Below are 14,888 nucleotides of genomic sequence, written 5' to 3'. Positions count from 1 at the left end.
TGTTGCATCGGGTTCGTTGTGTGGAACCGATGACTGCAGTCTAGCGATCGAAAGCGCTAGGGTTAACGCCTAATTGGAGAAATCATCGTTACAAAATTGGTCATAATCGACGCGCTGCCCGGCGCATCATTGCAGCTTCATTGCGGAGTTCGGCATGAGATTGACGTTACAAAAAGCTTTCATTGGCCTGAGTCTGTCCGTATTGCAAATTCATTCGTTTGCGCAAGCACCCGATACGGTCGAGCTCGAAGCGCTGACGTGGACGGAATTTCGCGACCAGATCGCCGCGGGCAAGACGACGGTCATCGTTCCCATCGGCGGCACGGAGCAAAGCGGGCCCTACGTCGCGCTCGGCAAGCACAACGCGCGCGCTCAGTTTCTTGCGACACGCATCGCTCGGGCGCTCGGCAATGCGCTCGTCGCACCGGTCGTCGCTTATGTTCCCGAGGGCGGCTATTTGCCGCCTACCTCGCACATGCGTTTTCCAGGCACGATCACGGTATCGGACGATGTCTTCGAGAAAACATTGGAATCGGCGGCCAATAGCTTCAAAGTGCATGGCATCGAGAACGTGGTGTTCCTGGGCGATCACGGCGGCTACCAGGACGACATCAAGCGCGCAGTGGCGCGTTTGAACAAAGCGTGGGCCGGCTCGAAAGCGCGCGCTTTCGCGCCGCCCGAGTATTACGCGGAAAGCTCGGACGGCTATGCGCGCAAGCTGCGGGAGAAGGGTTATCGCGACGACGAGATCGGCACGCATGCGGGACTGGCCGATACGTCGTTGCTGCTCGCCGTTGCCCCGAACATGGTGCGGCTCGATGCGCTGCGCCACGCGCCGAAGCTTGGCGCGGCAGATGGCGTCTACGGTGGAGACCCGCGGCGCGCGAGCGCCGAATTGGGTCGGTTAGGTATCGATGCAATCGTTGCCCGCACGACCGAGGCCATTCGCAAGGAGACGGCGGGCCATTGAAACAAACGTGGCCTTCGCCGCCTGCCTGCGGCGCGGGTCCTCGATAGGAGGCGTCATGCGCTTCAAAGGCTTTCGGTACACGCAATTGGGATCGGCTATCGGCGCGGCGCTCGTCGGCGCATCCATGGCTTTCGGGGCAAGCACGGCATCGGCAGCGGCATCGCCCATACAAACGGTGCCGGGCATGCCGAGTGTCGCCGACGCCTCGAATCTCTACGGCGAGGCGCGCGCGAATCACCTGAGCCCAGCCGTGACCGGCGCACTGTCGCGCGTCTATGTGCCGAACTTGCGCTCCAACGACGTGTACGTCATCGATCCGTCGACGTTCAAGGTCGTCGACAAGTTTCCCGTGGGCCGCAGTCCGCAGCACATCGTGCCGTCGTGGGACCTGCATACCCTTTGGGTGACGAATAATGCCGAAGGCCGCACCGACGGCAGCCTCACGCCGATCGATCCGACCACTGGGAAGCCCGGCAAGGACGTGACGGTCGACGATCCCTACAACATGTATTTCACGCCGGACGGCAAGGAAGCGATAGTCGTCGCGGAGGCCCACGCGCGGCTCGATTTTCGCGATCCGCACACCATGCGCCTGCTATCGAGCCTGGACGTGCCCGAATGCAAGGGCATCAATCACGCCGAGTTTTCGATCGACGGTAAATACGCGATCTTCACTTGCGAGTTCGGCGGCAAGCTCGCCAAAATCGACATGGTGCAGCGTAAGGTTGCCGGTTATCTGGAACTGCACAGCAAGGGTATGCCGCAAGACATTCGCGTCTCGCCCGACGGCAAGGTGTTCTACGTGGCCGATATGATGGCCGATGGCGTGTATCTCGTCGATGGCGACAGCTTCCAGCGCATCGGCTTCGTCCATACCGGGGTGGGCACGCACGGACTGTATCCGAGCCGCGACGGCACGAAGCTGTATATCGCCAATCGCGGGTCGAACCGCGTGCACGGTTCGCGGCACGGCAAGGGCAGCGTCTCGGTGCTCGACTTCGCCACGCGTCAGGTCGTGGCGACGTGGTCGATTCCCGGCGGCGGCAGCCCGGATATGGGCAACGTCAGCGCCGACGGCAAGACGCTGTGGCTTTCGGGCCGTTTCGACGATGTCGTTTATGCGTTCGATACCGCGACAGGCGCGGTCAAGTCGATTCCGGTGGGCATGGAGCCGCATGGCCTGACGGTATGGCCGCAGCCCGGGCGATACTCGCTCGGGCATACGGGCAACATGCGTTGAAGGATATGGCCGCGTGCTACGCGCTGCGCTTGGACGGGCGCAACGCGTAGGCGCCATCGCCCAGCAAGAACAACACGACGAGGGCGACGGCCCAAAACGCGGGATATTCCCAGCCGCCGCCCTTGTTCGTGAAAAGCCACCCGTTCGCCCCGTGAACGAGGACGATCGTGCCGAGCATTTCCACGGCGAGCGGCACCGCCACCCACGGCGCATAAATGCCGAGAATCAGCGCGAACCCGCCGACGAGTTCGAGGGCAATCGTCACATAGGCCGCGACGGCCGGCAAACCGAGCGAGGCGAAATAGCCGACGAATCCCGGCACGCTGAAGACGAACAGCTTCAGGCCGACGTGCGCGAGAAACAGAACGCCCAGGCCGACGCGCAGCAGGAGCGCGGCGAGCGGTGCGGCTTTGTCGTTGATCATGATGGTCTACCGTAACGAATAAGAAAGGTTGGGGCGGGCACTCGTCAAAGACATTTTTCCAGGCGAGCGCGGATGCCCACGCGTTTCGCCACGATACGTTTGCCGGCGGCGCCGATCAACTCGACTATGATTGATCCATCATTTACTCCTGGTTGACGATGGATGGATACGCTTACGAGCATGCGAGTGTTTCGGCTTGCGGTCGAACTGAAGAGTTTCGCGGCGGCGGCGCGCCGGCTCGAGATGTCTCCGGCCATGGCGAGCAAGCACGTCATGCATCTGGAGCGCCGCTTGGGGGCCTTGCTGCTCAATCGAACCAGCCGGCATCTGAGTCTCACCGAATCGGGTTCGACCTATTTCGAGCACGTGCGCCAATGGCTCGACGAAATGGACGATGCGGAAGCGGCGCTCGCTCGATCGACGGCTGCGCCGCACGGCACGCTCAAACTCAGCGTGCCGGTTTGGATGGCCAATCCCGACTTCGTCGGCGTGCTGAACGATTATCGAAAGCGGTACCCCGACGTCATGTTCGACGTGGATTTGTCGGGCCGTTTCGTCAATCTCGTCGAAGAGGCCTTCGACCTTGCACTGCGTGTGACCCATCCGCTTTCATTGGGGCCGGCGCTGATCGCGCGGCCGATCGCGCCGGTGACGTTTCATCTCGTCGCTTCGCCCGCCTATTTGCGTCGGGCAGGCGTGCCGGCCGATGCGCAAGCGTTGGCTAGCCATGCCGTGCTCGGCTATTCCATGCTGCCCGCCAACAACACGCTGCAGGTGGAAGGGCCGCGGGGCCTCGAAGCGCTGAAGTTCGATCCTGTCTTGCAGACGAACAACGAGTCGTTGCTGCGCCTGGCTGCGCTAGAAGGCATGGGACTCGCGTTCTTGCCGAAAGTGCTGGTCGCGCGCGATCTCGAGGCGGGCGCGCTGGTGGCGGTGCTGGCCGACTATCGCTTCTTCGGCACCCAGCTTTATGGTGTCTATAGCCATCGGAAGTATCTTTCGCCGAAGGTCAGAACCTTCCTCGATTTTCTCTGCGAGGACGTGCGCTTGCGCTGAGGCCCCCCGTTTCGAAGGGCGACCCTGGATCGGGCCGGCGCTGGCCGGCCACGATATGCGCGTCTGCACCGTCGCGCTCCCTTGACCCAGGTCAATCGGCTCCGAATCCGATGCGCCAACATGGGAACCAGCCAGTCGGCGGCCGCATGCTTGCGGCGGCCGACCGGTCACCGAACCAAGGTGAGGAATGGGACATGGGCATCGGCATGCAAATCGTGTACGTCGGCTTTCCCGGGGCGGCGCGAATAGAGGCCGAGGCGGGCGTCCAACTACTGCGCCTCATGCGCTTTGCGGGGCAGGTGAGCCATTGCCATCTCGCGATCGAAGCGCTGAGCGGACCCAACGGGCGCTATTACGATGCTCGACTAGATATCGTGACGCCCGCGAAGCAATTCATTCCGCTGCCGCATTGTGCCGACCAGGATCCGGAGGCAGCGGTGCGCGCGGCGTTCGACTATGCCGAACGGGAACTGACCCACCACGGCAGCGATTTCGCGCGCGGCGGCGCATGAAGCCGGCGCGTTTCGGCTCGACCGCCCCGAGCGTTCAATGATGCCCGGCGCCGTGCGCCTTTTCGCGCGCTAAGCGGGCAATCGTCTCCATCGCCAAATCGAATTCCGTCGTCTTGTCGAAGAAGTAGTCGGCACCGGCGGTCACGCTCGCCTCGCGGAACACCGGAGACGCGTAGTTGGTCAGCACGATCGTGACGATGGGATCGGTTCGTCCGCGCAAGGCGTGGAGCAAGTCCATACCGTTGCTGTCGATCAGGCGCAGATCGAGGACGACGGCCTCGGCATCCGTATCGGCGATACCTTGTAGCGCCATTTCGACGTCCTCGGCTTCGCCGACGATGCATGCAGCGCCATCGGGGCCGATATGCTGGGTGAGACGTTCGCGCACGAGGGTCGACTCGTCGACGACGAACACTCTTAGCGGTGAAGGGAGGCTCGATTTCATGAGCACAGTATCGTCAGCGCTCGGTCAAATAAATATCGTCCCGGTAGGAATGTGTTGTAAGTCATGCGGAAGGCGCTTGTCAGCCTTTGCCTACAGGAAGCTCGACCCTCCCGTGCGGCGGCTCTTCGGCGCGAGGAAGGGCGACTGCGAGGTAACGGATCGTTACAAATCCTCGCTGTCTTCGAACAGTTTGTGCTGAATCGCGTAGCGGACGAGGGCCGCTTCGTGCGGCATCTGCATCTTTTCGAGAATGCGTGTCTTGTAGGTGCTGACGGTCTTTGCGCTGACGCACAGCTCGTGCGCGATCTCACTGATCGTCTGACCCGACGCGATGCGCCGGAAGACGTCGAATTCACGGTCCGACAACCGTTGATGCGGCAGCATATCGGTGGGCTCGTTCAGGCTTTGCGCGAGCCGCTCCGCCATCGACAAGCTCACGTATACGCCGCCGGCCGAGATTTTGCTCAGTGCCGATACGAGTTCCTTGCTCGCGCTTTCCTTGGTCAAATAGCCCGAGGCGCCCGCTTTGAACGCGCGTACGGCGTATTGTTGCTCGGCATGCATCGTCAATACGAGCACCCGCAACATCGGCAACTCATCTTTGATTTGCTTGACGAGCTCGATGCCGTTGCGCCCTGGCATCGACAGATCGAGCACGAGAACGTCCGCGGGCGTGCTGCGCACGAGCGCGATGGTGGTGGGTCCATCGTATGCCTCCCCGACTACCTCGAAGCCGCTCGTGCCTTCGAGAATATGGCGCAGGCCGTCGCGCACGAGCGCATGGTCGTCTGCCAGAAGTACTTTGGTCATTGCAGGGCCTCTTCCTGTTGTATTGCGGCCAGCGGGATGCGCACGGTCAGCGCGAAGCCGCGGCCGAGCGCCGTATCGATCGAAACCGACCCGCCCAAGATATGCACCCGTTCACGTATCCCCAGTAACCCGAAGGATTTTTCCCCATGCCCTTCGGTTGCTTGCGCATCGCGCGCTCCGCGCCCGTTGTCGGCAATGCACACCGTGCAGTGGCCATCTTCGCCGACGAGCGAAATCGACACACGCGTGGCTTCTGCGTGTTTCACCACGTTCGTCAACGCCTCTTGGACGATGCGAAATATCGTCGTTGCACCGCTCTTCGAAAAGCTCGTATTGCCCGGTTCGATGCGGCGCTCTATGTCGATCCCATAGCGCGTCGTGAAATCGTTGAGCAACCAATCGATCGCCGGCAGCAAGCCTAGGTCGTCGAGCATGACGGGTCGCAAATCGGCCGCGATGCGCCGCACCGAGCCGACCGTCGAATCGATGAGCCGTCGCATGCCATGCAGTTGCGCCAACACGGGCGGGGGCGCCGTCGGCACTTCGGCCAAGGTCTGCTCGACCGAGGACAAATCCATCTTCAATGCGGTCAATTGCTGACCGAGGTCGTCGTGCAGCTCCCGCGCGATACGGGTCTTCTCGTCTTCGCGAACGTTCTGCAAGTTGGCCGACAGCTCGCGCAGCTCCTGGCGCGACGCCTTCAGCGCCTCTTCCGCTTGAACGCGCTCGGTGACGTCGCGCAGCATGACCGCGAATAGTTTTCCGCCCTGGCCGTCGCTCACCTGCGCGATCGAGGCTTCGAGCGGAAACTCTTCGCCATCGGCCCTCAGCCCCATGAGCACCAACTGCTGCCGGCCCATTTTGCGTTGCGTGACGCCCGTTTCGCCGAAGCGCTCGACATGATTGCGGTGCGCCTCGCGAAAGCGCGCGGGAATGAAGCGGTCGATCGACGTGCCGATCGCGTCCATCGCCGAGCAGCGAAACACTTGTTCCGCGCTGGGATTGAACATCACGATCCGCTGTCGTTCGTCGAGCGTGATGATCGCTTCACCCGACGAGTGAAAAATCGCCATCATTCGTGCTTCGTTCACGGAAGAGCGAGAACGCGCCAATCCGGCTTCCGCAAGCGTCATGCCGCGCTTGCGCATAAACACGAACACCGCCGCGCCGGTAATCAGAGCGGCCGCGAAGCCCGCGGACAAGATCGCGCTGCTGCTGAAATCTGCCGAGGCCGTGAGTGCGGGATCGCTCGTCGCGTAGTCGAGCGAGAGCGGCTGGCCGCCCACACGCAGCGTATCGGTATGGCGAAAACGCTGGTTGCGGTCGTCTTGCGCCGAAACGGCGGCGCCCGGTGGATAAAGCGCGATGAGCGGCTGGCCGGCCGAGACACGCATTTGCATATTGGGTTCATGCGCGGCGATGCTCGCGAACAGGTACTCGGTGTCCAGACGCGCGAGGACGAAACCGAGTAGCGCGGCGCGGCGCTCGGGCACGAGCACGGGCGGCGGCGCCACTCGGTAGACGGGCAAATAGAGGTCGACCCGCGCGCGCGTTTGGCTTTCGGCGGGCTCCGTCGCGTTCGCGCCTTCTCGTGCGATCGGCCGCACCGACATCGCCACGTCGCCGCTATTGGCGGCGCGCATCAGGGCGGCGCGCGTCGCTTCGCTAACGCCGAGGTCCGTGCCATCGGTCGCGTCCCCGCGCGGCGGCCACATCAGGACCGCATGAGCGAGCGGACCCGTCGCCGCGCCCCCGCTCGCGCCCACGGGGGCCGCCGCGATCGCAGCCGGCGATGCGTCGGCGTAACCCAATGTGCGTACGCAGGGCGGCGTATCGTCCAAATCCAGGCGCGAGATATACCGGTCCCAGACCTCCGCCGACGGCTTGCCGTCGCCGCTCGACTGCGTTTGGGCGACGATGAGGCCGCTGGCGCCGCGCAGCAACTCGGTGCACAGCGACAGTTCGCGCCTGATGTCGGAGGTGACGTGCGCGGCCCGCGCATCGAAGTTGGCCTGCGCGACGTCTAGTAGATGGTCGCGCACGACGAATGCGGCGACGAGGGCCGCGGCCAGGAAAATGGCCGCCGTCAGCGCAGCTGCCAGCGAGGGCGCGCGCAGCGGCGTGCCGCCGTCCTTTCGTGCAGCGGCTGGTGTGGCGGATGAGGGCGTGTTTCCTGCTGCGGGCATGCGCATCCTGCGGAGGTCCAATTCCCGTGCCGCCAACAGGCCGGGGCCGAAATGGGTGGTGCTGGCTGTTGACTGCCTGGCGCGCTTTATGCGTGCACCGGGCAATTGTGCTGGATAAACGCCCGCATGCCAATGGCGGGCGTTTATCGTGCGTACCGGCGCCGCTCACGCAAAGAATAGATCAGAGAAGAAAAAGACGCGATGAATTAGCGCGCACTTGATTGCGAAAACGGCGCATATTCGGAAGGCATGCACATCAGCCAGCCCAGCACGGCATCGAGTGGGCAATGGATGAGGCTCGATCTGCTGAATGGCGCGGGTAGGTCATCGGATGATCGATGACGCCCATCAACTCGTCGATGCTCGTGTCGTTCCGGCTTTGGCTTGCGCTTCGCTCGCATTGCGACAGCAAACAGGGTAGACAGGGAGCAACGCGCTTGCCCGGCGCGTGCGCCAAGCGGCCAAGCTCAGTTGCCGTTCGTCTCGCGCAGCGCGTCGACGAACCGCAAAAACGACGTGAGCGAACCGGCCACGCTTTGGTATTTCTCGCGTCCGATCTGGCCATCGAGCGTGATGAGCAAACCGGCGTCGCGCGCAAGCTCGAGGATGGCTTCGACGCTCCCGGCCGGGGCTTTTTTCGTGACATGGGGTGACATGGCGGCTCTCCGTATGGCGTTTGATCGAGAGCCGAGATTGGGAAGTCCGGTGCGCGGCTCTGCGGATCGGTATCCGTTGTCTAAAGTATTGGCTGCGCCGCGTGCGTTGAAAATAAGGGGCCGCCGAACTTCGCGTAGGTGCGCGAGCATCGTTGTCGGCATTTGCCTACATCGAGCGTGTGAAGTTGCGCCGCGCTGGGTGACCGTCAAAACGCGATTTGCAAACCGTAGTCGAAGGCGAGGACGAGCAACGAGCTGACGAGGCCGAGCGAGAGCGTGGTGAAGCGGCGCTCGAGGTCGGATTGCCGGCTCACCCACGCGATGGCGAGAAACACGCCTTCGGCTACGAGTTGAACGGCGAACATGGCGAGCATCAGCGGATATTCGAAACTGCGCTCGCCGAACCCCGCGAAGTCCACTCCGTGCGCGGCCATCCAATGGCCCACCCGATACACCTCGAAGACGAGAAGCAGCACGGGAAAGACATAGCTGCCCAGGTACGTGGGCGCGCCCTGCGGCGCGATTGTGCGATCAACGTGATGAGTCTGCTGCATGACGATCTCCGTCCGTGTCGGCTTCACTCTATGGGGGCGTCGACGCCACGCTTTTGACATGAATCAACCGGTAAAGCGCAGCGCCTTGGTCCTGCAACGTATTTGTGAGCGTTGTATCGTTAATGAAAGTCAATCGAAAAGACAAAGAAAGTAAAGCGACGGCTTTGCGCGGCAGCGAGCCTTTCCGAACGCGCACGAGCCCGAGCCCGAGCCCGAGCCCGAGCCCGAGCCCGAGCCCGAGTCCGAGCGCTAGGCCGAAGGCGGCAACTGAGCGCTCAACTCGGCCAATGCACCGGGCAGGCGCGCAAATTCGCTCGCCTTGTCGAGAAAAAGCCGCGCGCCGAGCTTCAGACAAGCCGTCCGCATCTGCGCGTAGGCTGAATTGCTGAGCACGATCGCCGCAATTGCCGGCCGATGCTCGTGCAACCACTTCAGGATCGTGAGGCCGCTCGTGCCGGCTCTGAGCTGCAGGTCCAGGATCACGACGTCGGGTTCGCTGTCGCGGATGGCGGCAAGTGCGGCGACGGGCTCGTCGGCTTGCCCCACGATGTGTGCGCCCGGGACCATCTGCACGAGTTCGCACAAGCGGTCGCGGATGGGCGCAAAGTCTTCTACGAGTAACACCTTCATGATTGACAGCTATGAATTCGACTTGACGCTCCGAGTTTCCATGAAACGATTCGCCGAGAAAATCAGCGGTGGACGTGATTTCTGTGCGCCTTTCGGCCGCCTTGTCAGGCAAAGCCTACAAGCGGGTCGAGGCAAACGTTTGCGACGCGGGGCGGCCTTGCGTGACACGTTTCTTGCGCTGAGGCTAGACTGAGGTATCTGCGCAAGCGGGAGCCGGGTCAGTGGATAGTCAACCCTCACCTTCGAACACGCCTTTTGGCGACACGCTATCGGCCCGCATTTCGCCGGAAGATCGCTATCGCGCGCTAGTCGATTCGATCAAGGATTACGCGATCTTTCTACTCGATGCGAAGGGCCGGATCGCGACATGGAATGCGGGGGCCGAGCGGATCCAGGGTTATCGGGCGCAGGAAATCATCGGCCGCCATCTTTCGGTGTTTTATCCCCAAGAGGTCGCCGCGCGCGGCTATCCCGACGAAGAGCTGCGTCACGCCGCCGAACTCGGCCGTTGGGAGGACGAGGGCTGGCGGGTCCGCAAAGACGGCTCGCGCCTATGGGCCAACGTCGTGATTACGGCAATGCGCGACGAGAAGGGCGATCTGTTGGGTTTCGCCAAGATCACGCGCGACCTGACCGAACGGCGCCGCAACGAGGAGCGACTGCGCCAAAGCGAGGAGCGTTTGCGCCGGCTCATGGATGCCGTCGAAGACGCGATCTTCATGCTCGACCCACGAGGGCAGATCACGAGTTGGAATGGCGGTGCTACGCGCGTGCTCGGTTTTCGCGCGGAGGAAATCATCGGCCGGCATTTTTCGCGTCTTTATCCGATCGAGGAGACGGCCGCGCGCCGCCCGGAGCACGACCTGGACGAGGCCGCCGCCCATGGCCGGATCGAGCAGGAAGGCTGGCGGATGCGCCGCGATGGCACGCGCTTTTGCGCGAATATCGTCGTGACAGCCGTTCATGGCGTGGCAGGGGAACTCGTCGGCTTTGCCAAGGTGGTGCGCGACATCACCGAGCGCAACCAGTTGCGGCAACTCGAATACGCGAGCGAGCTCGCCGCGCGGATCGAGGCCACCCGCGAAGAAGAGAAGAAGCGCATTGCGCGCGAGTTGCACGATGACTTGGGGCAGCAGCTCACCGCGCTGAAGATGGATCTAGCGACACTCGCGACCGCGGACGCCCGGGCGTTCGAAAGCGAGCCGCAGGCGCTCGATGCGGTGCGAACACGGGCGCTCGCGATGCGCGACGCCGTCGATCATGCGATCGCCTCCGTGCGCCGGCTCGCGGCCGGCCTGCGTCCCGCGGTGCTGGACGATCTCGGCTTGCTGCCGGCACTCGAATGGCTCGTCGACGATTTTCGCCAGCGTTCTCGCTTGCGAATCGACATCGAGAGCGACGCACACGATGTCATGTTCAACGAGGCCGCATCGACAGCGATCTTTCGCATCGTGCAGGAAGCACTGACCAACGTCGTGCGGCATGCGCACAACGCGACCGCCGTCCGCATCGAACTCGCGTGCGACGATACGACGTGCGAGGTGGCGATTCGCGATAACGGCGTGGAAGGGGATGCGCGCGCGGCCGGGCACGAGGGGCGGCCGAGTCCTTCCGGGCTTGCGGGGATCCGTGAGCGGGTGCGCCGCCTCGGCGGCTCGGTAGCGATCGGCAGGGAATCGGGCGAGGGGTTTTCGATCCGCTTGTCGGTGCCCCGCGCGGCCGTGGAATTGCCGGCATCGTCCTGACGCTCACCCAGCGACGCCGCGCGATGTGCGGCTCGCGCCGCGCCGCAAGCCTGCCGCAAACGAGCGGCTTCCCCGAGGCGGGGGCACCGGGGCGCGCGGTTCAGAATTGGTAGTTGACGGAAACGTCGAACACGCCGGAGGCGCGCGTTTGCGTGATGGGGCTGTGCGCGGCCGCGCCCACGAGTTGCTGGAATGCCCCGTCGGCGCTCACGATCCAATGCTTGTTGAGCGTCAGCGACGCAGTGACGCCGAACCCGACCGATCGGATCCCGGCCGATGCATTGTATTGCCGGTACCCCGACCGCGCCGACTGCTGCGCATTGACGCCGAACCAACTGTTCATGTAGCGGGAATCGGCGATCGTCATCGTCGGGCCGGCGAACCATGCGAATCGCTCCGAACTCCCGGGCATCGGCATATAAGCCCCCAGATCGCCTATCCATCCGTTGTCGCCGCCGAAGTTGCGGCGAAGATCGGCGCGCAGCACGAGCGGAAACGATTTCGAAATCGCATATTCGCCGAGCAATCGCAGGCTTGGAGCGGGATTGATGTTGCCCATTCCATTCAGGTGACCTAGATCGTCCGCTGCTCGCCTTCCGAGATCGTAGCTGGCTGCGATGCCGAGCCGCCAATTCGGTCCGGTCGCGAGGTTCACGCCGATGCCTTCTCCCGTCGAAAGGAAGAAACGATCGCGATAGCGAACGTCGATGCTGGGGCCGGCTAGCCAGTGGTAACGGTCGGAGCCGTCGTAGAGCGGTTGGAAGCTCGCGGATGGGCCGACGCGAACGCGCCAGGTCGGCATTTGCGGCTCGAACATTTGCTCGAGCAGAATGCCCGACGAGTATTGCCACTCGGCGAGCGGCGAGGGCGTTTGCGCACGGACCGATGCGGGCGCGAGGACCGCGAGAGCCGCGCCGGCGATGACGATGCGCGATGCCGCGTGTGAGGTCGACATAAACTGTTTTCCTTATGGAACGGCCCGACGGCATGCGAACGGTGCGCGCGCTGCCTGAGCAAATCGTGCCAGAGCTGACAGCAAAGCGCATGCCTTTTTTTTGTCGCAGTGTGCGGCTCGGGTTCGCAAATTGCATTGCTTCGGCTCTGCGTCGAGACCAACCTAGGAGAAGCGGCTGTGACCGAGCCTGACAAAACGAGCGAAGACGTCGTGCTGTGGCGATCGTTCAGACCGGCGATGGCCGATCATCGCCGGGTGCTGGTGGTCGACGACTACCGCGATGCCGCCGAGGCCTTGCAACTTTTGCTCGATGCCGATGGCTTCGAATGCCGGGCGACGAGCGATCCGCACGCTGCCTGCGCGATCGCGCGTGAATGGCAGCCGTTCGCCGTTTTGCTCGATATCGCCATGCCGGGTATCGACGGTCTCGAACTGGCGCGGCGGCTGCGAGCTGACCCCGCCACCGAGCACATGCTGCTGATCGCGTGCACGGGCTACGCCTCCTCGGAGGATCGGGCGCGCGCGCGCCAGGCAGGCTTCGACGCTCATTGCGCGAAGCCGCTCACGCCGCAACTGATTTTGCGCGTGCTCGAGTTCGCGAGCGAAGGCACGCGTCGCGCCGCCGACGAGATGGACGGGTCGAGCGGCGACGCGGCTTGCACGCGTCTTTGAACGGCGCGGCCGCTGCGGTCGTCGCATAGGTTGCGCGCGCAACGTTCCCAACGTTCCACTCCACTTGCCAAGGCCGTTACGGCGTGATCCAATCGCGCCGAGCCGAGGCTGCGCCGATACCGTGAGGCGTAGCGCCAATCCGGGGGGGGACAGACGATGAAGCATTCGCTGCACGCATGCGTCATCGCGGCCGTCGAAGCGGTCGCCATGACGGTGAGCGGGCCGGCCTGGGCCGACGCCTCGCGCGCAAATCATGGCAACGACCCGTTCTTTCAGGTTTCGCAGGCCATACCTGGGTGCCCGGCCCCGCTCGGGCCGCTCGAGACCGAGCAGGAGTGGCTCGGCGAATCGCATTATCGAATCGAGCGCGGCAACAGTTGCTGGTGGGAGGGGCGCTGTAGGTTGCCGAACGGCTATCTCTACGACAAGGAAGTCGAGGAAGCGGCCAAGCGGCGTCTGACCAATATCGAGGCCGCGACGCACTGGCGCGAGCGCACGACGCTCTGGTTGACCTTGCAGCGGCGCTTCATTTACGTGCAAGGGTGCGTCGCGCCGGACTTCGACAAGCAAGCGTTTCTTTCCGAGCTGGGGAAAACGGCCGACGTCGAGCGCGTCATCGACGAGACGACGGCCGATCCAGCATCCTCGTCGCTGCCCTATCGCACGTTGGCCGATCCCGATAAGCCCGCCTATCCGCACGGTGCAGACTAGCGCCGCGTTGCCGCACGCGCGCGCCGGTAGCTCTTCATGAGCGGCATGGCGGACATGCCATGCACGAACACCGAAGCCGTTACGACGGCGAGCGCATAGGGCGCGAGCGGTGCGATGTCCTCGCTGCGACCGCTTTCGAGCGCGTAGGCCAGGTAGTAGACGGTGCCGATGCCGCGAATGCCGAACCAACTCATCATCCGCCGCTCCACCGGCTCGGCGCGGGAGCCCAAGAGCGCGAGCTCGACGGCGGCGGGCCGGATCGCCACGAACAGCGCGAGCACCAGCGCGGCTGTGCGCCACGTGACGAGCGGCGCCGAGACCGTGCTCAGCAAATTCCCGATCATGATCATCATCCCCATTTCGGCGATGCGTTCGAGCTCGATGGTGAAATGCAGCACGGATTCGGCCATGTACGCATGGGCTTTCGCCGGGTCTGCCGCGGTGGCCGCGACGTCGGATGAGTCGATCGCGCCTATCGCATCCTGCGGCGAACGCGCGCCCGTCGCCCGATGCTCGACGCGGCGCATCGCAACGCCGGCCGCGAAGGCGGCAAGGAACCCGAACGTATGGAGCAATTGCGCGGTGCCGTACGACAGCTCGATCAGACCCAGGGCGAAGAAGCCTTCGAGCCCGAGCGCTTGTGCGTAGCGCGTTCGCAGCCATGCCACCGCGTGCGTCGTCGCAAAGCCGAGCAACGCGCCGACGGCGATGGCCCCGACGATGCCCCATGCTGCTACTCCCAGCCCACGCAGCGTGGCGAGCGCGTCCGCGTGCGGTGCGCCGTGGATGCTGAAGGCGAGCGCGAACAACATGAAGGGCAGAGCGATGCCGTCGTTCAGCCCGCCTTCGCCCGAGAGCGAAAACCGCACGATGTCGAGATCGTTCGCGTCGCGCACTTGCACGTCGTGCGCGAGCACCGGGTCGGTGGGTGCGAGCATCGCCGCCAGGACCCAAGCGGGACCCCATTCGAGCCCTAGCCCCCAAGCGCAAAACGCCGCGAGCAAGGGCACGGTGACGATCATCGCCAGCAAGCCCAGACGCACGGGGAGTGACCAGAGCGCCGCGAGAATGGGCGCTCGCAAACGCAGCCCGATCGCAAACAATGAAGCGAGCAGTGCCACTTCGGTCACGATGCGCACGAGCGGCGTCTGTTTGACGATATCGATCGCCAAGAGGCCGGCGCCGCTCGGCCCCAGTGCGAACCCGGTCGCCAAATACAGCATCGCGCCCGTCAGAGGCAAGCGCTTGAGCAGCGAACTTGCGATGCCCATGCCGACGAACATGCCGCCGACGATCAGAAACCAGGTTGTTTCGCGCATGCG

The 14,888-nt window shown here is 63.8% G+C and carries 16 protein-coding genes and 1 pseudogene; 7 read left to right on the top strand and 10 right to left on the bottom strand.

Annotation, left to right across the window (positions count from 1 at the left end; all coding sequences use genetic code 11):
- Positions 1–154 precede the first annotated feature (154 nt).
- Positions 155–970 carry a creatininase family protein gene (locus QQS38_RS05060; RefSeq protein ID WP_479644277.1) on the top strand — a complete coding sequence of 272 codons (816 nt, stop codon included), beginning with the start codon at positions 155–157 and terminating at the stop codon, positions 968–970.
- A gap of 55 nt (positions 971–1,025) precedes the next feature.
- Positions 1,026–2,210 carry a YVTN family beta-propeller repeat protein gene (locus QQS38_RS05055; protein ID WP_479644276.1) on the top strand — a complete coding sequence of 395 codons (1,185 nt, stop codon included), beginning with the start codon at positions 1,026–1,028 and terminating at the stop codon, positions 2,208–2,210.
- Between the two features lie 16 nt (positions 2,211–2,226).
- On the opposite strand, the gene QQS38_RS05050 is transcribed toward QQS38_RS05055, so the two are convergent.
- A complete protein-coding gene (locus QQS38_RS05050; RefSeq protein ID WP_479644275.1) occupies positions 2,227–2,634 on the bottom strand; it encodes a DoxX family protein in 408 nt (135 codons plus the stop codon).
- A gap of 162 nt (positions 2,635–2,796) precedes the next feature.
- Between QQS38_RS05050 and QQS38_RS05045 the strand changes: the two genes are divergently transcribed.
- The gene (locus QQS38_RS05045; protein ID WP_479644274.1) at positions 2,797–3,690 is read left to right on the top strand and encodes a LysR family transcriptional regulator; all 894 of its coding nucleotides are present in this window, start codon (positions 2,797–2,799) and stop codon (positions 3,688–3,690) included.
- A gap of 194 nt (positions 3,691–3,884) precedes the next feature.
- Positions 3,885–4,202: a hypothetical protein gene (locus tag QQS38_RS05040; RefSeq protein ID WP_479644273.1), complete on the top strand. Its 318-nt coding sequence runs from the start codon at positions 3,885–3,887 to the stop codon at positions 4,200–4,202.
- A gap of 34 nt (positions 4,203–4,236) precedes the next feature.
- Here QQS38_RS05040 and QQS38_RS05035 read toward each other — a convergent pair whose 3' ends face one another.
- From QQS38_RS05035 to QQS38_RS05005, 7 genes and pseudogenes are all read right to left on the bottom strand, one after another.
- Positions 4,237–4,647: a response regulator gene (locus tag QQS38_RS05035; protein WP_479644272.1), complete on the bottom strand. Its 411-nt coding sequence runs from the start codon at positions 4,645–4,647 to the stop codon at positions 4,237–4,239.
- A 162-nt stretch (positions 4,648–4,809) separates the two neighbouring features.
- Positions 4,810–5,457 carry a response regulator gene (locus tag QQS38_RS05030; protein ID WP_479644271.1) on the bottom strand — a complete coding sequence of 216 codons (648 nt, stop codon included), beginning with the start codon at positions 5,455–5,457 and terminating at the stop codon, positions 4,810–4,812.
- On the bottom strand, positions 5,454–7,643 hold the full coding sequence (locus QQS38_RS05025; RefSeq protein ID WP_479644270.1) for a PAS domain S-box protein: 2,190 nt from the start codon (positions 7,641–7,643) through the stop codon (positions 5,454–5,456). The genes QQS38_RS05030 and QQS38_RS05025 overlap by 4 nt, the downstream gene beginning before the upstream one ends.
- Positions 7,644–7,870: 227 nt before the next feature.
- Positions 7,871–8,055 (bottom strand): annotated as a pseudogene (locus tag QQS38_RS05020) (phophatidylserine decarboxylase associated domain-containing protein); the annotation flags it as partial.
- Between the two features lie 55 nt (positions 8,056–8,110).
- A complete protein-coding gene (locus QQS38_RS05015) occupies positions 8,111–8,299 on the bottom strand; it encodes a hypothetical protein (RefSeq protein WP_479644551.1) in 189 nt (62 codons plus the stop codon).
- A gap of 206 nt (positions 8,300–8,505) precedes the next feature.
- Positions 8,506–8,853 (bottom strand): hypothetical protein, encoded by a 348-nt coding sequence (locus QQS38_RS05010; protein WP_479644269.1) that lies wholly within the window; start codon positions 8,851–8,853, stop codon positions 8,506–8,508.
- A 249-nt stretch (positions 8,854–9,102) separates the two neighbouring features.
- Positions 9,103–9,483 (bottom strand): response regulator, encoded by a 381-nt coding sequence (locus QQS38_RS05005; RefSeq protein ID WP_479644268.1) that lies wholly within the window; start codon positions 9,481–9,483, stop codon positions 9,103–9,105.
- A gap of 278 nt (positions 9,484–9,761) precedes the next feature.
- On the opposite strand from QQS38_RS05005, the gene QQS38_RS05000 reads away from it, so the two are divergent.
- On the top strand, positions 9,762–11,228 hold the full coding sequence (locus QQS38_RS05000) for a PAS domain-containing sensor histidine kinase (protein WP_479644535.1): 1,467 nt from the start codon (positions 9,762–9,764) through the stop codon (positions 11,226–11,228).
- A gap of 100 nt (positions 11,229–11,328) precedes the next feature.
- On the opposite strand, the gene QQS38_RS04995 is transcribed toward QQS38_RS05000, so the two are convergent.
- Positions 11,329–12,183: a MipA/OmpV family protein gene (locus QQS38_RS04995; protein WP_479644267.1), complete on the bottom strand. Its 855-nt coding sequence runs from the start codon at positions 12,181–12,183 to the stop codon at positions 11,329–11,331.
- A gap of 237 nt (positions 12,184–12,420) precedes the next feature.
- On the opposite strand from QQS38_RS04995, the gene QQS38_RS04990 reads away from it, so the two are divergent.
- On the top strand, positions 12,421–12,855 hold the full coding sequence (locus QQS38_RS04990) for a response regulator (RefSeq protein ID WP_479644534.1): 435 nt from the start codon (positions 12,421–12,423) through the stop codon (positions 12,853–12,855).
- A 207-nt stretch (positions 12,856–13,062) separates the two neighbouring features.
- Positions 13,063–13,566: a hypothetical protein gene (locus QQS38_RS04985; protein ID WP_479644533.1), complete on the top strand. Its 504-nt coding sequence runs from the start codon at positions 13,063–13,065 to the stop codon at positions 13,564–13,566.
- On the opposite strand, the gene QQS38_RS04980 is transcribed toward QQS38_RS04985, so the two are convergent.
- The gene (locus tag QQS38_RS04980; RefSeq protein WP_479644266.1) at positions 13,563–14,885 is read right to left on the bottom strand and encodes a cation:proton antiporter; all 1,323 of its coding nucleotides are present in this window, start codon (positions 14,883–14,885) and stop codon (positions 13,563–13,565) included. The genes QQS38_RS04985 and QQS38_RS04980 overlap by 4 nt on opposite strands.
- Positions 14,886–14,888 lie beyond the last annotated feature (3 nt).

The organism is Trinickia sp. Z7 (assembly GCF_056498045.1).
Note: the sequence above shows the minus strand (reverse complement) of the source record. Positions and strands in the feature narration are given on the sequence as shown.